The sequence below is a fragment of the Candidatus Thermodiscus eudorianus genome (assembly GCA_015521085.1).
In the GTDB taxonomy this organism is placed as follows: domain Archaea; phylum Thermoproteota; class Thermoprotei_A; order Sulfolobales; family Acidilobaceae; genus Thermodiscus; species Thermodiscus eudorianus.
Map to the genome: position 1 here is coordinate 257,225 of WAOW01000004.1, position 14,875 is coordinate 272,099.

A 14,875-nucleotide genomic window follows, 5' to 3' on the forward strand; every position below is an offset into this window, starting at 1 on the left:
TACTATGGTTCTTATAACCTATTGGTTTAATAATGGATAGGAGATACAGAACCAAATCATTAAATTCCCATGTATAACACATAGCCCGTTAGAGGGAAGCACGCGGTGACAAGGATAGTAGGATACACGAGGCTAGAAGCCCTATACAGGGTCTTCCTAGGCATGGACCTCGACAAGGGGAGATCGGAGGAGATAATCGACGTCGCCTCAAGCAAACTAGTGGACCTCTTCAGGGCAGGCCTGGAGAGGGCATACGCCCGGGGAAGCGACATAGTAGAATGGATAGACCTGCCATTAACGCTGGCCCTCAAGGAGACTATAAACTGGTATAGAAGGGAGAGGGAGAGGCTAAACGACCCACGCCTCGACCTCAAACCCATAATAGACTACCTAGAGGCGAAGATAGCCGGTCTAGTCATCGGCGACACCGTGAGGGAAAACCTCCAAGACCTAACAGCTACAATGCTACTCCTACTCGGAAGGATAATCAAGCTAGTAGACCCCAAGGTAAAGAAGCCAAGCAAGGAGGACATAAACAAGGCGAAACAGATACTAGACCTAACAATCTAACACGCGTATAACACCATAGATGATGTATCACGGATAGTTTCATGCTCGATGCTAGAGCTGATCCTTCCCGTCGTGTTTATGAATATGGTGAATATAAGGCTGGCAACAGAACCAGTAACGTGGGTGGAGTAATGGCTGAGAGTAGGAGGATCCTAGTGGAGGTAGAGCTACCGAGTGAGCTGGAAGTGGATAAGAAAACCCTATCCAAGGCTATCAGACTAGCCCTCATCGAGATACTAGCAGCTAGGCTGGGAATTACGGAGGAAGAAGCTAAATGGCTAGAAGAGGAGGTGAAGAAGAAGCTAAGGAAAGAACTACTAGAAAACCAGCAATAGTGCTGGATACCAACGTTATAATATCATCGCTAATAAGGCCAGGCGGCTTCACTAGGAGGGTTATAATGCTTCTGGAAGACCAGGCAGATCTCTACGCCCCTAAGGTGCTTCTCGAAGAGTTAACCAAGAAAACCGAGTACCTGGCCCGGAAAAAGGAATTTCCCCCGCAAAGCAGAGGCATCTGCTCACCTTACTTCTATCGAGCGTCCGGACAATAGAGAGCAATACCATTAAACCCCTTATAAAAGTAGCACTAAAGTATGTTCAAGACCCGGACGATGCGCCCTTCGTAGCACTAGCCCTCTACCTTCAGAGAATGTACGAGGACGTAATAATCCTTACATGGAACATAAACGACTACGAAAGAGAGAACCTTGAAAGGTTGAAAATAAAAGTTTTCACACCAAGGGATGCTCTAGCCCTGTAGAGATAGTCATCAATCCCTGTAAAGTTCATAGAGCATAGATGTCTCCATCCTTGTAGATGTGCTAGAATGTGCTGAGAGGATAGGGACAGCATAATGCTGGACTAACTCCATAGCAGACACGCCAATACGCTGGTCCGAAAATGGTAGCGTGGTGGGTCTCGGCACCTATTCGGAAAGAATACAGTTAGAGAGGTCCGTATTTTGGTGGTGGGGCCGCGGGGATTTGAACCCCGGACCACGGGGGCCCAAGCCCCGCATCCTAGCCAGGCTAGACGACGGCCCCATCCGTTGTTTAGAGTTGATTGGCTCGGGGATTTAAAAAGAAGGGGTGGTTGCCTGGAGGGTCCCCCTCTCTATCTACGCATGTATAGTGCTATTGCTGCTATCACTATTAGTATTATTACGGCTACTGCTGCGAGCCCGGCGGTGCTCTTCTCCTCGGTTTTGGTTGTTGTGGTTGGGGTTGGTGGCTGGGCTGTTGTGGATGTCGTCGTGGCTGGTGGCGTTGTGGATGTGGTTTCTTGAGGTGGCTGGCTTGTAGTGGTGCATGTGAGTGATGTTGTCGTGGTTGTTTGGGTCGTCGTGGTTGTCGGTGGCGGGGTTGTAGTTGTGGTTGTTGTCGGTGGGGTGGTTGTCGTCGTCGGTGGTGGCGGGGGTTCTGGCCCCGCTAGGTTTATTGTTAGTGTCTTCGCCGTCTTGTGCCCGGCGTAGTCTTCTGCCTCGACTGTTATGGTTACCGTGGCCTTGTACTTTGACTCTACTATGAACTTGGCCAGGTAGGTTGTCCCAGAGTATTTCTCGAACTTGAACACCTTTACCTTGCCAGTGGACGTGTTTATCGTTGCCTCGGCGTTGCTTACTCCCCAGCCCTCGTCGCTTATCTTGATGTAGGCTTTTATGGTCTTGTTGACCTTGGGCGTCTTCGGTATGGTCGTCTTCAACTCTATGGTTGGCGGCTCGCTGTCTTCTACCGTGTAAAGGGCGAACTTCACAGTCGTCTTCGGCGGTAGCTTGACGTGTAGTGCGATGAAGGTCCTGTTCAGCTCGTCAACCCTTAGCTGGTCCACTATCTCTGCGGACCCGCCAGTCGTGTTTAGGACTTCCAGGTTTACCGGGTAGTCGGCAGGCCACGGCAGTGATATTAGCACGGTCTTGTCGACGTCGAGGTATGGTAGCATGTTCTCCAGAGTTATCACCAGGGCCTTGCTGCCCTGGCTTATAGTCCCGTAGAAGAAGGTGTCGCCGAACTTGTCGGGCTTCCAGTTCTCAGAGTACTCGGGCCTAGTTATGGGTATCGAGTTGTACACCTTGGTCCTCGAATAGTTCTTGTACCCTATGAACCACGGCGGGGCTAGGGGGTAGGTGATCTCGCCGGAGGTCGTGTTGAAGTCGAACACCTGTAGGCCCTGGTATATGCCTGTTCCGTGGGCTAGCGTGGTGGTTGTCTGGAACCGAGTTACAGTGCCGGTCCTGGTCGAGTGGAACTCGACGTACTGGTCCCTGTGTATGTGGCCTGCCAGCACGAGCGTTATATTGTAGTCCTCGCAGAGCCTCAGGAAGTATCTCGCTGCAGTAACGTTGCTCCCCCAGTAGTAGCTTATGGCGCTGTTGCTCGCCTCCCTCGGGTTCGCCAGTATGGTGGAGTTGGTATCGCTCCTCGTGTAGAGTTGTCCCTGGTAGTAGAAGACTGGGTGGTGCATCATGACGAACTTGTAGGGCAGGTCCTTGTACTCTTCGAGTACGTGCTTGAGGAATTGCAGGTTCCTCCAGTCGGCGTACCCGTTCTCGCCGTCGGTGTTTATGTACACTATCAGTATCTTGCCTCCTATCGTGAAGTACGCCATCGTCTTCTCATAGTACTTGAAGAAGTTGCCGTTGGGGTAGTCGTGGTTGCCGGGGTTGAGTATGAAGGGCACCGGGTAGGCGAAGTCATACCTGAATGCCAGAGAGTTCATGTACTGCTGCGGCGCCTGCGTGTCGGCCTCGTCGCCCGTATCGAGTATGGCGTTCGCACCCACTAGCTGGCTTAGTAGCAGGCCTGTGAACCTCCTCATCTGCCCTATCTCGGGGCTGGGGGTGCCGGCGCCGTAGTGTAGGTCTGACATGTGCACGAATCTTATGACGTCCCCGATACTGTCTGGTGTGAGGACCCAGAGGCTCCTAGCCGATACCAGGGTGGATCCATCGTCTAGGCTGATAAGCATGTCGTAGAGTCCCGGTTCTATGTCGCTCGGCAGCGTTATCTTGTAGGATGTCTCGTTTATCTGTTGGACTTGTGGTTGCACCTTTACTAGGGCTAGCCCTGTTTCGCCGAGTTTTACCTGGATGAGTGTTATGCCTGTTACTTGCCTTTGGGAGTATTCTGGTTTCAGGGTTATGGTTACGGTCTCTCCTGGTCCTGCGATGGCTGGTGCTCCTGGCCCTATGTTGTAGAGTGGGTTGGGGTATGCTTCCTTGTTTATGTTTGGTAGTGTGGCGTTTCCTTGTTGGGTGTGTGTTATTGGTGCTTGTATTATTATTGGGATGAGGAGTAGGGCTGCTAGGAGTAGGGGTTTTACGCGGGGTCTCTTGGTCATTTTCTTGTTCCCCGGGGCCTAGTGGGTTTGCCCGGCTAGGATATAAGGGTTTATACAGGAATTAATAATTAAAGGAAAAAATATTATTTCCTTAGGAAGTAAACGGCCGCCGCCACTATTATCAACACCAGTATAACGGCGCCGATCACCAAGCCAGTATTAGTCTTCTCCACGGTGACAGTGGTAGGCGACGTTGTGGTCTCAGTCACAGTCTCGGTCGCCGTCGTGGTCTCGGTGACTGTAGCGGTGGTGGTCTTGACGCTAGTCTCTGTCTTAGTCGTGGTCTCAGTCACGGTTACAGTGCTCGTCTTGGTGACCGTCTTAGTCACAGTCACAGTCTGTGAGGGGGCGGTAGCGGCGAATACCTCTGTTATCAGGGTCTTGAACCAGCTGATCATGTTGGTCACGAACTTGGGGCCGTCGAGGGCTACGCCATAGTATTCCCAGCTCCACGTCGGCTCGTAGTCTCCGTAGGGGGACTCTCCGCTTACAACTATAACGTCGTTGGTGTCGGGATGGTACTCTGCTGCTAGGAAGACGAATGTGAAGTTCCCGGCTCCGTGGCCGTAGAGTATCGGGTCGTAGACTAGTGGTAGCGGCGGGTTGTTGTCGCCTATGTAGGCGGTGTCATAGCTCCATAGTATCCTTATCAGGCCGTCGAAGGTTTCTGTCACGGGGTCGTGTGGGTTGCCCTCGTCGTCGACCCAGATCAGGGGGGCCGGGCCGTGGGCTAGTATGGGCTTGGTTATACCCTCAGCTATCATGCTGGTCTCCAGGTCTGGGTTGTTGTCTACCTGTACGTGGACTAGAACTCTGTAGAACCTCTGGGCGTTGTGTATGTCATCGTAGAAGCTGGCGTACTCGACCCTCAGCTTCGCGCCAATATACTCTAGGAGGTCGTTCACATACACCTGCGTGGCATTCCCACTCCCATAGTCGCTGTCGCCCGCGACCCACAGTACCTTCTTCCCGCTCGCGAGCCACTGGGCTATAGCGTCCATCTCGTCGGGCGAGAAGGCTATCGTGGGCTGGCCTAGGATCAAGACGTCGACGCCCTGCAGCATGTCCGTGGTTATGGGTCCCTCCGTTATGTTCACCCAGTTGACGAACGTTATGTTACCCTGGATGTAGCCGAGGTACTTGTCGCTCTCACCGTGCGATAGGTCGACCGCTACCGTGATAGTATTGGACTGCGCGGCGGCAGGGGACATGTTGTTGAAGGCCAGAGGGGCGGCGAAGAGTACTGCCAGCAGGACCAGGCTTGAGGCTAGCTTCCAATTCATAGACCTTCCACCCAGCTAGTATTCTTCGGTTCTGGAGGGTCTCCCACAGAAGCTATAAAGGGTTTAGCCCCGGGCCCCCGGCGACCTCCTAGACGGGCTTAGGAATACCCCGGGTATTAGCGGAGCGTATACCCCAGGTATAGGGTATTACTGTATAGCCCCCCAGCCGTCTCTGAAGAGGCCTGGTAAGCCTTATTTCCACACTATACCCGCAACTGACTACGTGGAGGATGATGGCCGTGGACAAGTACAGGGTATCAGCCTCCCTGCTCCTAGCCTTCCTCGTGGCGGTATCGACCCTGCCCCTAGCACTAGTGCTCCACGCGCAATCCAACTCCAACTGGCCCTGGGGTAGTTCGAGCGAGCCCTACCCCTGGCTCAGCTACCTCAAGAGCCTGCCCCACGAGGACGGCGTCACCCTGATTGTGATTACGAGGCACGAGCAGACGATCCAGGAGAAGACGCGTGAAGTGTTCCTCAAATCGCCGGTCGCGAAGGAGCTCGGGATAAAGAACATCATATTCGTCCCGGCCGGCCCAGAGCTCTGGGAGACCTATATCAAGAGAAGCATCGAGAAGGGACACCCGATAGACGTTGCATGGGGCGGCGGGCCAACCCTCTTCAACTACATAGACAGCAAGGGCTACCTGGAACCCCTAGATGTTAACGCGCACCCCGAGTACCAGGCGATCCTATACGAGATGACCAAGATACCCCAGGAGATTGCCGGCGTGCCAACATATCTTGAGGGGAGCGACGGCCTCATACACTGGGTCGGAGCAGCCATAAGCAGCTTCGGGATAACAGTGAACCACGCAGTCCTCAACCAATACAACCTACCGGTCCCGGAGAAGTGGGACGACCTGACCAAACCAGAGTTCGCCAAGGAGCTCCCATCTACTCCGCTCGTGGGCGTCGCTGACCCGACCATGAGCACCAGCAACACTAGGATGTACGAGATCATACTCCAGGGATACGGGTGGGACGAAGGCTGGAGGATCCTCACGCTGATGGCGGCTAACTCGAAGATCTTCGACTCAAGCAGCGGCGTGAGGGACGCCGTCATACTGGGCGATATAGCAGCTGGGATAACCATAGACTTCTACGGCTATACAGCGATGCACCAGAACCCCGACTGCGAGTACGTGCTCCCCAAGGGCCTCACGATCGTGAACGCCGACCCAATAGCGATAATCAAGGGCACTAAACACCCTGTACAGGCAGCCGCCTTCGTGGCATGGGTGCTCAGCGAGTACGGCGGGCAGCAGGTTTGGCTCGACCCCGACATAAACAGGCTACCCATAAACCCCAAGGTGTTCGACACCGAGCTAGGCCAGGAGAGGCAGGACCTACACCAGGCCTATAACATAGCGACCAGCTCCCCCGGCATAGAGTTCAACGAGACCATAGCCGGGCTGACCGAGAGGCCCATGCAGTTCTACTTCAAGGCGACCCTGGTCAACGCCCACGACGACCTCCAATCAGTCTGGGCCGAGATCGCAAAGGCATACCTAGACGGCAAGATAACCAAGGACCAGTTCAACCAGCTGGTAGATGCCCTGACGAAGCCATTCAAGTTCAAAGACCCGTTAACCGGGCAGGAGACAACCTTCACCCTAGACTACGCTATAAAGATAAGCAAGAAGATAGGAGAGCAGTCGATATACCAGGCCCTCATGTCTGAGTGGGAAGACGGGGCCAGGCAGAGGTACCAGGAGGCATACCAGCTGCTGCAGCAGTTTTTGAGCCAGCCACCGCCAACCACGCAGACGACAACCACAGCGGCAACCACGACCAGCGCGCAGACTACACCGGGCCAGACAACCGCGGCTACAACCACACACGCTACAACCACGGCTCCAGCCGCGACGACCACGACCGGCCAGGGCAAGGCGTTGTCCAGCGGTAAGATAGCAGCCATCGTGGTCGGGCTGCTCATAATAGTCGTAGCAGCATACCTCGTGGTGAAGAAGTAGCCCCCAGGCTACATCCACACCCCTCCCTTTTATTTAACCCCAAGGAGCCACTCGCTGGCCTATGGGAGGCAAAGGGTTATGGCTGGCGACGGCAGCGGGTCATGGCCACGCTACTCTCCACGACACCTCCTACTAACGGGTCTAATCGCGGCCGTACTCTACTACCTGTTCGTCGAGGTAGCCGGTGTCGGCGAGGGAGAGTATATCGCGTGGCTCCTCGCGGTACTACTGCCGGTGCTCATGTACTATAGGGGCTTGAATGTTGACAGGATGAAGCATAGCTTCGGCCTGAGCTTCCTCCTGATGATCGGGTACATCTACACTATCCTAGTACTCCTCCTCAGGATACCCGGTATCCCGAGGGCGGTGGCCCTGCTCCTCTTCCCCCTGGTCGTCGCCCACGCCACCTCGTATTTGGCTGGGTTGCGTGGGGTTAGGGGTGCCAGGGCCGGGGTTAGGGTGCCTTTCAGGAAGAGGGTTAGGAGCACCCTCTTCAAGCTCGACACGATCATAATAGCCTTCCTGGTCATTGGCTCGCTGATCCTAGTGGTCTTCCTCGTGGTACCGGTCCTCCTCATGCTGTTGAACGCCTTCGTCACCCCGCCCGGAACGCCATTCTACGAGAACTTCGTGAGGATATTCACTGGCCGCGCCTACGTCAAGCTGGAGTCCCTGGGCGACACGGTGTGGTCGTGGCAGGTTAGGGGAGGGACCCGTGTGCTCGTGGTAGACGGGGTCAACTATGGGATCCTGTTGAACAGCCTCATAAACTCCACCATAGTCACGAGCGTCGCCACCCTACTCGGCATAATAGTAGCCTTCGTACTGGCCAGGTACAGCTTCCCGGGCAGGACCCTGGTAAGGCTCCTAGCAATAGTGCCCCTCTTCGTCACACCCTTCATAAACAGCTACGTGATAAAACTACTCTTCGGAACAACAGGCCCCATATCCTGGGCCACCCTCCACCTCTTCGGCTTCGCGATAGAGATCAGGGACCTGGCCGGCGTGACCATAGCCCAGATAATGGCCTTCTACCCCATCGTCTACCTCAACGCCTACTCCGCGTTCCTAAGCATTGACCCCAGCATGGAGGAGCAAGCCGAGAATCTAGGGTCGCGGGGGCTCAGGCTCTTCACCAGCGTCACCCTGCCCCTGGCCCTCCCAGGGATAGCGGCTGGCTCGATCATAGTGTTCATCTTCAGCCTAGAGGACCTGGGGGCCCCGATAGTGTTCCAGGAGAGGAGGCTAATGAGCTACCAGATCTATAGTAGCTTCACGAGCCAGACGGGCATTGTATCCCCGGAGATAGCGGCCCTCGGCTTCGTGATGCTGTTCCTAGCCGTCGCCAGCTTCCTGGCCATAAGGAACTACATCAGCATGCGTAGCTACGCCATGATTAGCAGGGGCGGCAGGTGGCAGAGGAGGGAGAGGAGGCTCGGCGCCAAGGGCCTGGCCGCCGTCTACCTCCTACTCCTACCCCTAATCATATGGACTGCGATGCCCCAGATAGGAGTCATACTACTAGCCTTCAACGTCATGCCCCCCACCCAGTTCTCCCTCAACCCCGGAGAAGCTAGCGCCAAGTACTTCCTGGAGCTCTTCACAAACCCCAACATATTCATCTACATACGCAACACCCTAGCCTACGCCCTGACGGCGGTGGCCATAGCCGTGACCCTCTCGATAATAGTCGGCTACGCGGTCAGCAGGGCCAAGATACGGGTCATCACCCCAACCCTAGACTCCCTGGCAACGATACCCATAGCGATACCGGGCCTGGTAGTGGCCCTCGGCTACTTCTACTTCTTCTCTGACTTCTTCAAGAACACGCCCGTAGACCCGACCATAGGCCCCACGCTCTTCCAGGCCTGGATAGTGCTCATCATAGCCTATAGTATAAGGAAGCTGCCCTTCGTGGTCAGGAGCGTGTTCGCAGGGTTCCAGCAGGTCCACGAGGGCCTGGAGGAGGCGGCGCTCAACCTGGGCGCCTCCAGGAGGAAGACCATCTTCGGCATAGTGCTCCCCCTGATATTCACCTATATAATAAGCGGCGCGATCATAGGATTCATCTATATAAGCACTGAGGTGTCGACGAGCGTCACCATAGGCAGCCTCAGGCCGGACCAGGCGCCCATGACCTACTATATGAAGAACATCTACATCGGGGGGCAGCTGGCCGGGATACAGTATGTCGCCGCCATGGGAGTCCTCCTGATACTCTTCCAGCTACTGGCTATACTGGTGATCATAGTGGGGTTGAAGCAGAGCTACGCCTTCATAGGGGCCTAGCCCAACCCCTATAAACCCTATGGGGGAACACCTTTGAACCGGCCTGTGGGTGCAGCCTTTGACTAGGATAAGGCTGGAGGACGTCACCAAGATATACGGCGGCGTCGTGGCCGTGGACCACGCTAATATAGACATAGAGCACGGCGAGTTCTTCACGATAATAGGGCCGAGCGGCTGCGGGAAGACCACAACGCTAAGGATAATAGCCGGGTTCGAGGTGCCCGAGGAGGGCAAGGTATACTTCGACGACAGGGACGTCACGTACGTCAAGCCCTACGAGAGGAACACGGCGATGGTATTCCAGAACTACGCCCTATGGCCCCACATGACAGTCTACGACAACATAGCCTACGGGCTGAGGCTGAGGAAGGTCCCAGAAGACGAGATAAGGAAGAGGGTGGAGAAGGCCCTAGACCTAGTAGACCTACACGGCCTGGAAAACAGGTACCCACTCCAACTCAGCGGCGGGCAGCAGCAGAGGGTCGCCCTGGCGAGAGCCCTAGTGGTAGAGCCCAGCGTGCTCCTCCTAGACGAGCCCCTAAGCAACCTAGACGCCAAGCTGAGGCTTGAGATGAGGGAGGAGCTGAGGAACCTTCAGAAACGCCTAGGGATAACCACCGTCTACGTGACCCACGACCAGCTCGAAGCGCTGAGCATGAGCGACAGGATAGCGGTTATGAACAAGGGGAGGATACTCCAGGTGGGCACGCCCGAGGAACTCTACATGAGGCCCAGGAGCCTCTTCGTCGCAGGCTTCCTCGGGAGGAGCAACCTAGTGAGGGGCAAGGTTGTAGCATCAAGAAACGGGTTCGTAGAAGTCTACATACCATCCCTCAGGGAGAGCATACTAGCAGTCGGAGACAACGTGAGCGGCGAGGTCGTGGTGGTGATGAGGCCCGAGAGCTTCAAGCTAGCAGGCAAGGACGACATGGGAAAGCCGAACACCTTCCAAGCCAAGGTAGACACCTCCATGTTCCTGGGAGACAAGAGGGAGGTCAGGGTGCGCGTCGGCGATGACAGGCTAGTAGCCTACCTACCACCCGACACGCGGGTCGAGCAAGGCCACACCATACACCTATCAATACCAAAGGAGAGGGTAATAGTACTACCACTCACAGAAGAGGAGCTAGCAGAAGCACTAGCCACACAGTGACACTAATAGAGATGAGGATCCGTTGCAACCCAGAGATACCAGGGCCGCACGGCACACTCTACGCTAGAATCCTCCCCCTCCACCCCGCGGACTAGCCTCTCCACCCTCTCAAGAGCCTCCTCCACATCCTCCCCGCCACACCAACCCTCATAGAAACAGACATGCATGGCGGTAGCCTGGGCCCAGGCATCGCTAACCCACCCTCCCAACTCCTCCTCAAGCCTCCTCTTCCACTCCCATAGCTCTCGATGGCTTGTGAGCCTTTTCCCCTCCTTCCAGGCTGCGTAGGCCTTCACTGCAAGTGCAGCGGCGCTCCAAGCCTTCTCAGCAGCCTGCCTCACATCACCCCTCCCAAGCTCCTCCCGAGCACGCTCCAAAAGATCCTTCGAGGCCTCCACGTATTCCCTAGCCCTCTCGGGTGGATCCAGGTCCCGTAGGATGAGTTCTAACACGTACTCTTCGAGGCTGACCCCCAGCTTCCTAGCCTCCCGCTCCAGCCTCTCAGCAACCGCCCGAGGCAGTCTAACCAGGTCCCCCGACACCTCGATAGAAACCTCCGTTATACCCGTGATTGCGAGCCTGTGGTAATAAGTGGTGCTCGGCGGCAATGTGTCTCTCGGCTGGTTTCCCTTTGAGCTCCACTGGCCAGCTCCCGGGACCTAAACCCAATTATATCGATTTATATAAATGTTAATACTCTAGTTTATATATCTATGAGGATACAGGACTCGGCACGAGGCTGTTAATCGTGTTCAAACTCATCGACTACATAATAATATTTGTCCGAGACATGGACCCCATGCTCGACTTCTGGAGGAACCGCATAGGCCTCCAAGCCAGATACAGTAGCAACGAGTGGAGCGAGCTACAGCTCGAAAACACGATCCTAGCACTACACAAGAGCACAGAAGCCACTCCAAGAGACACCGGGATAGTATTCAGAGTCGAAGACATAGAGGAGACGGTCAGGCTCCTACACGAGAAAGGCATAGAGGTAACCAGCCCCCAGGACATAGGGGCAGGCATGGAAGCACTATTCAAGGACCCCGAGGGAAACACATACCACATATTCCAGCCAAGAAAAGAAACCTAGGCCGCCAGGATATACTCCTGGCCCTGTCCGGCGGGTCGAGGTCTTGCATAGCCAGCTCCACGATATACTCCTCCAATCCCATGCCCATTTTTCTCAGCCTCCATACGGAGGCGTTGCTAGACAATTCCGCGGAGTATGCGGGTGACCTCAAGCGTGGTCAAGACTAGAATCATCACATTATTAGTATCTGGGGTAAGAGGGGTTTATGCATCAAGAAAAATCCTCTAGACCCGGCCAGGCAAATATTGTCCGGAGAGGCCGTTCCGGGAGAACCTGCAGGTAAAACGCGAATTAACCGGCTGGAGGCATAATCTTCCTGGTGGGGGCTGTATTGCAGGAGGAGTTAGACGCGATCTTCTCCGCTCTCTCCCATAGCTTGCGTAGGAGGGTTATCGCTTTACTCGCCGGTTCCAGGGGTTTGAGCTATAGCGATCTCCTACGCGGTACCGGTGTCGAGTCTAGCATGCTCAGCTTCCACTTGAAGAAGCTTAGGGGGCTTGTCGAGAGGGGTAGCGATGGCTTGTACAGGTTGACGGGGCTCGGCCAGCGGGCTGCGAAGGTCTTGGCCTGTGTGCAGGGAGGGATTTGGAGCGGCGGTTTACGGGTTTCCGGCGTCGCGGTCTTCGCTGTAGGTGACGATGTATTGTTGGAGGCGTATAAGAGGGGCGGCCTTGAGGTCGAGGATGTCGGGGTGGTTGTGGTTCTTGACTCTTCCAGGAGCCTGTTCTCGAAGACCGTCAAAGCCATGAGGAGGGTTATAGCAGTGTATGTTCCCCGAGGCCTCCTTGAGGTTGTTGAATCTAGGATCTCTGATGTGGGGGCTATCATACCCTATAGGGGTAAGCCTCCCGTGCCCCTGGATAGGCCTCGTGGGATTGTGGAGGATCTTGAGGGAAGGGGTTATGGTTCCCTGGCGGGTAGGCTCAGGGCTATTCTAGGCTCCAGTTGAACCTGTAGTAGAGTAGCAGTAGTGATGCCGTGGACAATGCTAGTAGGTATGTGATCATGGCCCTGGGGTCGATTACCGGGTGGTAGCCGTTTATGCTTGTTGCTCTCACTATCTCTGCCGCGGTCGCGGAGGGGATGGCGGTTGCCGGTAGTCTCAGCCACTCGGGCAGGAGCCATGGGGTGTAGTATACTGGTGGTAGGAATACTAGGAGGGCGCCTAGTAGGGTGGGCATGCTGCTCGCCTCTTTTATGCTCTTCAGCTTGAGCCCGGATAGTATTGAGATTGGTGCCAGGAATATCGAGACTAGGAGCGTTAGCGCTAGGGCTAGTGGGACTGCCATGTAGGCGCCTGTAACGTATACGTAGATTATTGTAAAGGGTATGACTGTTGACACCGATAATATTATGCTTGCCGTTATCCTGGAGAGCACGTATATGACCGGCCTCAGGGGCGAGGCTATGAGCATCTCCAAGTACCTATAATTCTCGCGTTCATACAGGATATCCTGGACCATAGCAGAGTTGATCCATACAGCAGGCGACACGATCGCACCCGTGAGGACCACGCCGAGCTCCTCCCCAGACAGTCCAAATACAAGAGCGAAATACGCGGGGAGTACCGCTACCATCGCCAGCGAGATCAGGGCAGCCTTAAAGCGGAGTTGCGAGACGATGATTGAAGCGACCTGCCCGTAGAACTGGTAGAGGAACTCCCTACCCACTCCAGGTCACCTCGGCGAAGAAGTCCTCAAGGTCAACCGGCTTTATCTGGGCCTGACCACCCTCATAGAGGATCTCCTCGGCCAGCCTCAAGGCCCCCTCCAAGTCCTCCACACAGATGTAGGTGAGGTCGCCGTAACGCCTAACCCTGGCACCGGATACGCTAGGGTCGAGCCCCAGGCTGGTTATCACCTTATACCTGTACTTCAGCCTCGCGAGGGCCTCTCTCGGGGGTCCCTCGAAGAGCCTCCTACCCCTATTGATCAGCATAATCCTATCGGCGACCGACTCGGCCTCCGAGAGCATGTGGGTTGTGAACACTATAGTCTGCCCCTCTGCAGAGAGCCTCTTTATGTACCCCCAAGTCGCCCTCCTCGCGACTGGGTCGAGGCCCACCGTGGGCTCGTCTAGGAACACGACATCGGCGTTTGATGCAAGGGTCATGGCCAGGAGGGTGCGCCTCCTCAAACCCCCGGAGAGCGTCAATACAAGCCTATCTCTATACTCCACCAGGTCGAGCTCCTCCAACGCCCTCCGCGCTTCAACCCTTGCCTCTCCCAGGGAGAAACCCCTAGAGGCCAGGTAGTAGTATACGGCCTCGAATACCGTCAACGTAGAGTTATACGGCCTCCCCTCCTGGGGCATAACGGCGATGCGCCCCCTAACCCTCCACGCCTCCCCGACAACATCCATGCCAAGCACATACACCCTACCAGACGTAGGCCTAGACACTGTAGACGAAATCCTCACGAAAGTAGTCTTACCAGCGCCATTAGGTCCAGCAAGACAATACAAGCTACCCAGCGGGACACTAGAATCAATACCGTCCAGAGCCCTCACACCACCATAAACCTTAGTCAACCCAACAGCCTCAAGAGCCAACCCCAAACCCCAGACACCGAGTAGAGAACCATGCCGCCAGCAGAGCTTAAATCACGGCCAGTAAAACACCAACTGTAAACAAGCCCACAAACACAATGCAAAGAATACACAAAACCAACCCACACTAATCCTACAAAGAATACTAGAGTCATAGACGTGGGGAGGATCTCATAGGGCCGTTGTTTCTGGTCCCTAGGAGCGCGTGCGGGGCATCCGTCATTCGGAGCCGGAGGGGTCCCGGGTTCAAACTCGCGTCGGGCCCGCTACAAACACCTCCTAGTAGTTATAAAACTGGTGTGGAATATCAACGGCAACTAGAACCACAAAATCAATCAAGACTCGCTCAGCCCCGATAATCACGATGTATTATAGGATGCTTATGGTATCGAGTCTACTTGACCCAGAAAGGGCTCCTAGGGTATAACCTTCAGCCAAGGTATTCTTTTAAAATCCTCATCAAAAGTAAGGATGGTATCTATGCCTCTATGCTTGCAGGTTAAGGCTATAATAGCGTCGCTTGGGGTTAGCCTGTATATTCTCATGGCTTCTAGTAGCTCCTTGGGTTCTGCATGATCTCTCAAGACCGTTATGTCGAATTCGTGGAGCATCTCAGTGTATCTCCC

At 55.1% G+C, this 14,875-nt stretch carries 14 protein-coding genes and 1 tRNA gene; 8 read left to right on the forward strand and 7 right to left on the reverse strand.

The genetic code is table 11. The features are described from left to right. Positions 1 to 105 precede the first annotated feature (105 nt). The 3 genes from F7C38_02945 to F7C38_02955 all read left to right on the forward strand — a co-directional run bounded on the left by F7C38_02945 (position 106) and on the right by F7C38_02955 (position 1,123). The gene (locus F7C38_02945; protein MCE4600508.1) at positions 106 to 570 is read left to right on the forward strand and encodes a DUF1931 family protein; all 465 of its coding nucleotides are present in this window, start codon (positions 106 to 108) and stop codon (positions 568 to 570) included. A 131-nt stretch (positions 571 to 701) separates the two neighbouring features. Further along, positions 702 to 905: a hypothetical protein gene (locus F7C38_02950; protein ID MCE4600509.1), complete on the forward strand. Its 204-nt coding sequence runs from the start codon at positions 702 to 704 to the stop codon at positions 903 to 905. Further along, entirely contained in the window at positions 845 to 1,123 is a 279-nt protein-coding gene (locus F7C38_02955) for a PIN domain-containing protein (GenBank protein ID MCE4600510.1), read from the forward strand. The genes F7C38_02950 and F7C38_02955 overlap by 61 nt, the downstream gene beginning before the upstream one ends. A gap of 414 nt (positions 1,124 to 1,537) precedes the next feature. Here F7C38_02955 and F7C38_02960 read toward each other — a convergent pair. The 3 genes from F7C38_02960 to F7C38_02970 form a co-directional block, all read right to left on the reverse strand. Further along, positions 1,538 to 1,615 (reverse strand) — tRNA-Pro (locus F7C38_02960). A gap of 70 nt (positions 1,616 to 1,685) precedes the next feature. Then, a complete protein-coding gene (locus tag F7C38_02965) occupies positions 1,686 to 3,908 on the reverse strand; it encodes a metallophosphoesterase (protein MCE4600511.1) in 2,223 nt (740 codons plus the stop codon). A gap of 83 nt (positions 3,909 to 3,991) precedes the next feature. Next, the gene (locus F7C38_02970) at positions 3,992 to 5,191 is read right to left on the reverse strand and encodes a GldG family protein (GenBank protein ID MCE4600512.1); all 1,200 of its coding nucleotides are present in this window, start codon (positions 5,189 to 5,191) and stop codon (positions 3,992 to 3,994) included. Between the two features lie 239 nt (positions 5,192 to 5,430). Here F7C38_02970 and F7C38_02975 point away from each other — a divergent pair, with 239 nt between their 5' ends. From F7C38_02975 to F7C38_02985, 3 genes are all read left to right on the forward strand, one after another. Then, positions 5,431 to 7,167 carry an ABC transporter substrate-binding protein gene (locus tag F7C38_02975; GenBank protein ID MCE4600513.1) on the forward strand — a complete coding sequence of 579 codons (1,737 nt, stop codon included), beginning with the start codon at positions 5,431 to 5,433 and terminating at the stop codon, positions 7,165 to 7,167. Positions 7,168 to 7,245: 78 nt separating this feature from the next. Then, positions 7,246 to 9,456 (forward strand): iron ABC transporter permease, encoded by a 2,211-nt coding sequence (locus F7C38_02980; GenBank protein ID MCE4600514.1) that lies wholly within the window; start codon positions 7,246 to 7,248, stop codon positions 9,454 to 9,456. Positions 9,457 to 9,514: 58 nt separating this feature from the next. Continuing rightward, positions 9,515 to 10,609 carry an ABC transporter ATP-binding protein gene (locus F7C38_02985; GenBank protein ID MCE4600515.1) on the forward strand — a complete coding sequence of 365 codons (1,095 nt, stop codon included), beginning with the start codon at positions 9,515 to 9,517 and terminating at the stop codon, positions 10,607 to 10,609. Between the two features lie 2 nt (positions 10,610 to 10,611). On the opposite strand, the gene F7C38_02990 is transcribed toward F7C38_02985, so the two are convergent. Further along, positions 10,612 to 11,151, reverse strand: a complete 540-nt coding sequence (locus tag F7C38_02990; GenBank protein MCE4600516.1) for a PaREP1 family protein — start codon at positions 11,149 to 11,151, stop codon at positions 10,612 to 10,614. A gap of 206 nt (positions 11,152 to 11,357) precedes the next feature. Here F7C38_02990 and F7C38_02995 point away from each other — a divergent pair, with 206 nt between their 5' ends. Both F7C38_02995 and F7C38_03000 read left to right on the forward strand, forming a co-directional pair. Beyond that, positions 11,358 to 11,702 carry a VOC family protein gene (locus tag F7C38_02995; GenBank protein ID MCE4600517.1) on the forward strand — a complete coding sequence of 115 codons (345 nt, stop codon included), beginning with the start codon at positions 11,358 to 11,360 and terminating at the stop codon, positions 11,700 to 11,702. Between the two features lie 331 nt (positions 11,703 to 12,033). Then, on the forward strand, positions 12,034 to 12,651 hold the full coding sequence (locus F7C38_03000; protein MCE4600518.1) for a helix-turn-helix domain-containing protein: 618 nt from the start codon (positions 12,034 to 12,036) through the stop codon (positions 12,649 to 12,651). On the opposite strand, the gene F7C38_03005 is transcribed toward F7C38_03000, so the two are convergent. The 3 genes from F7C38_03005 to F7C38_03015 all read right to left on the reverse strand — a co-directional run. Continuing rightward, positions 12,632 to 13,372: an ABC transporter permease gene (locus F7C38_03005; protein MCE4600519.1), complete on the reverse strand. Its 741-nt coding sequence runs from the start codon at positions 13,370 to 13,372 to the stop codon at positions 12,632 to 12,634. The two genes, F7C38_03000 and F7C38_03005, sit on opposite strands and share 20 nt — an antisense overlap. Continuing rightward, positions 13,365 to 14,252: an ABC transporter ATP-binding protein gene (locus tag F7C38_03010; protein MCE4600520.1), complete on the reverse strand. Its 888-nt coding sequence runs from the start codon at positions 14,250 to 14,252 to the stop codon at positions 13,365 to 13,367. Before F7C38_03010 ends, F7C38_03005 begins: the two co-directional genes overlap by 8 nt. A 413-nt stretch (positions 14,253 to 14,665) precedes the next feature. After that, positions 14,666 to 14,875, reverse strand: a 210-nt coding sequence (locus tag F7C38_03015; protein ID MCE4600521.1) for a PIN domain-containing protein, incomplete at its 5' end; no start/stop codon positions are given.

Excerpts from the sequence above, each read along its gene's own strand:
- F7C38_02950 (MCE4600509.1), top strand. The coding sequence starts at position 702 with ATGGCTGAGAGTAGGAGGATCCTAGTGGAGGTAGAGCTACCGAGTGAG.
- F7C38_02955 (MCE4600510.1), top strand. The coding sequence starts at position 845 with ATGGCTAGAAGAGGAGGTGAAGAAGAAGCTAAGGAAAGAACTACTAGA.
- F7C38_02965 (MCE4600511.1), bottom strand. The coding sequence starts at position 3,908 with ATGACCAAGAGACCCCGCGTAAAACCCCTACTCCTAGCAGCCCTACTC.
- F7C38_02970 (MCE4600512.1), bottom strand. The coding sequence starts at position 5,191 with ATGAATTGGAAGCTAGCCTCAAGCCTGGTCCTGCTGGCAGTACTCTTC.
- F7C38_02980 (MCE4600514.1), top strand. The coding sequence starts at position 7,246 with ATGGCTGGCGACGGCAGCGGGTCATGGCCACGCTACTCTCCACGACAC.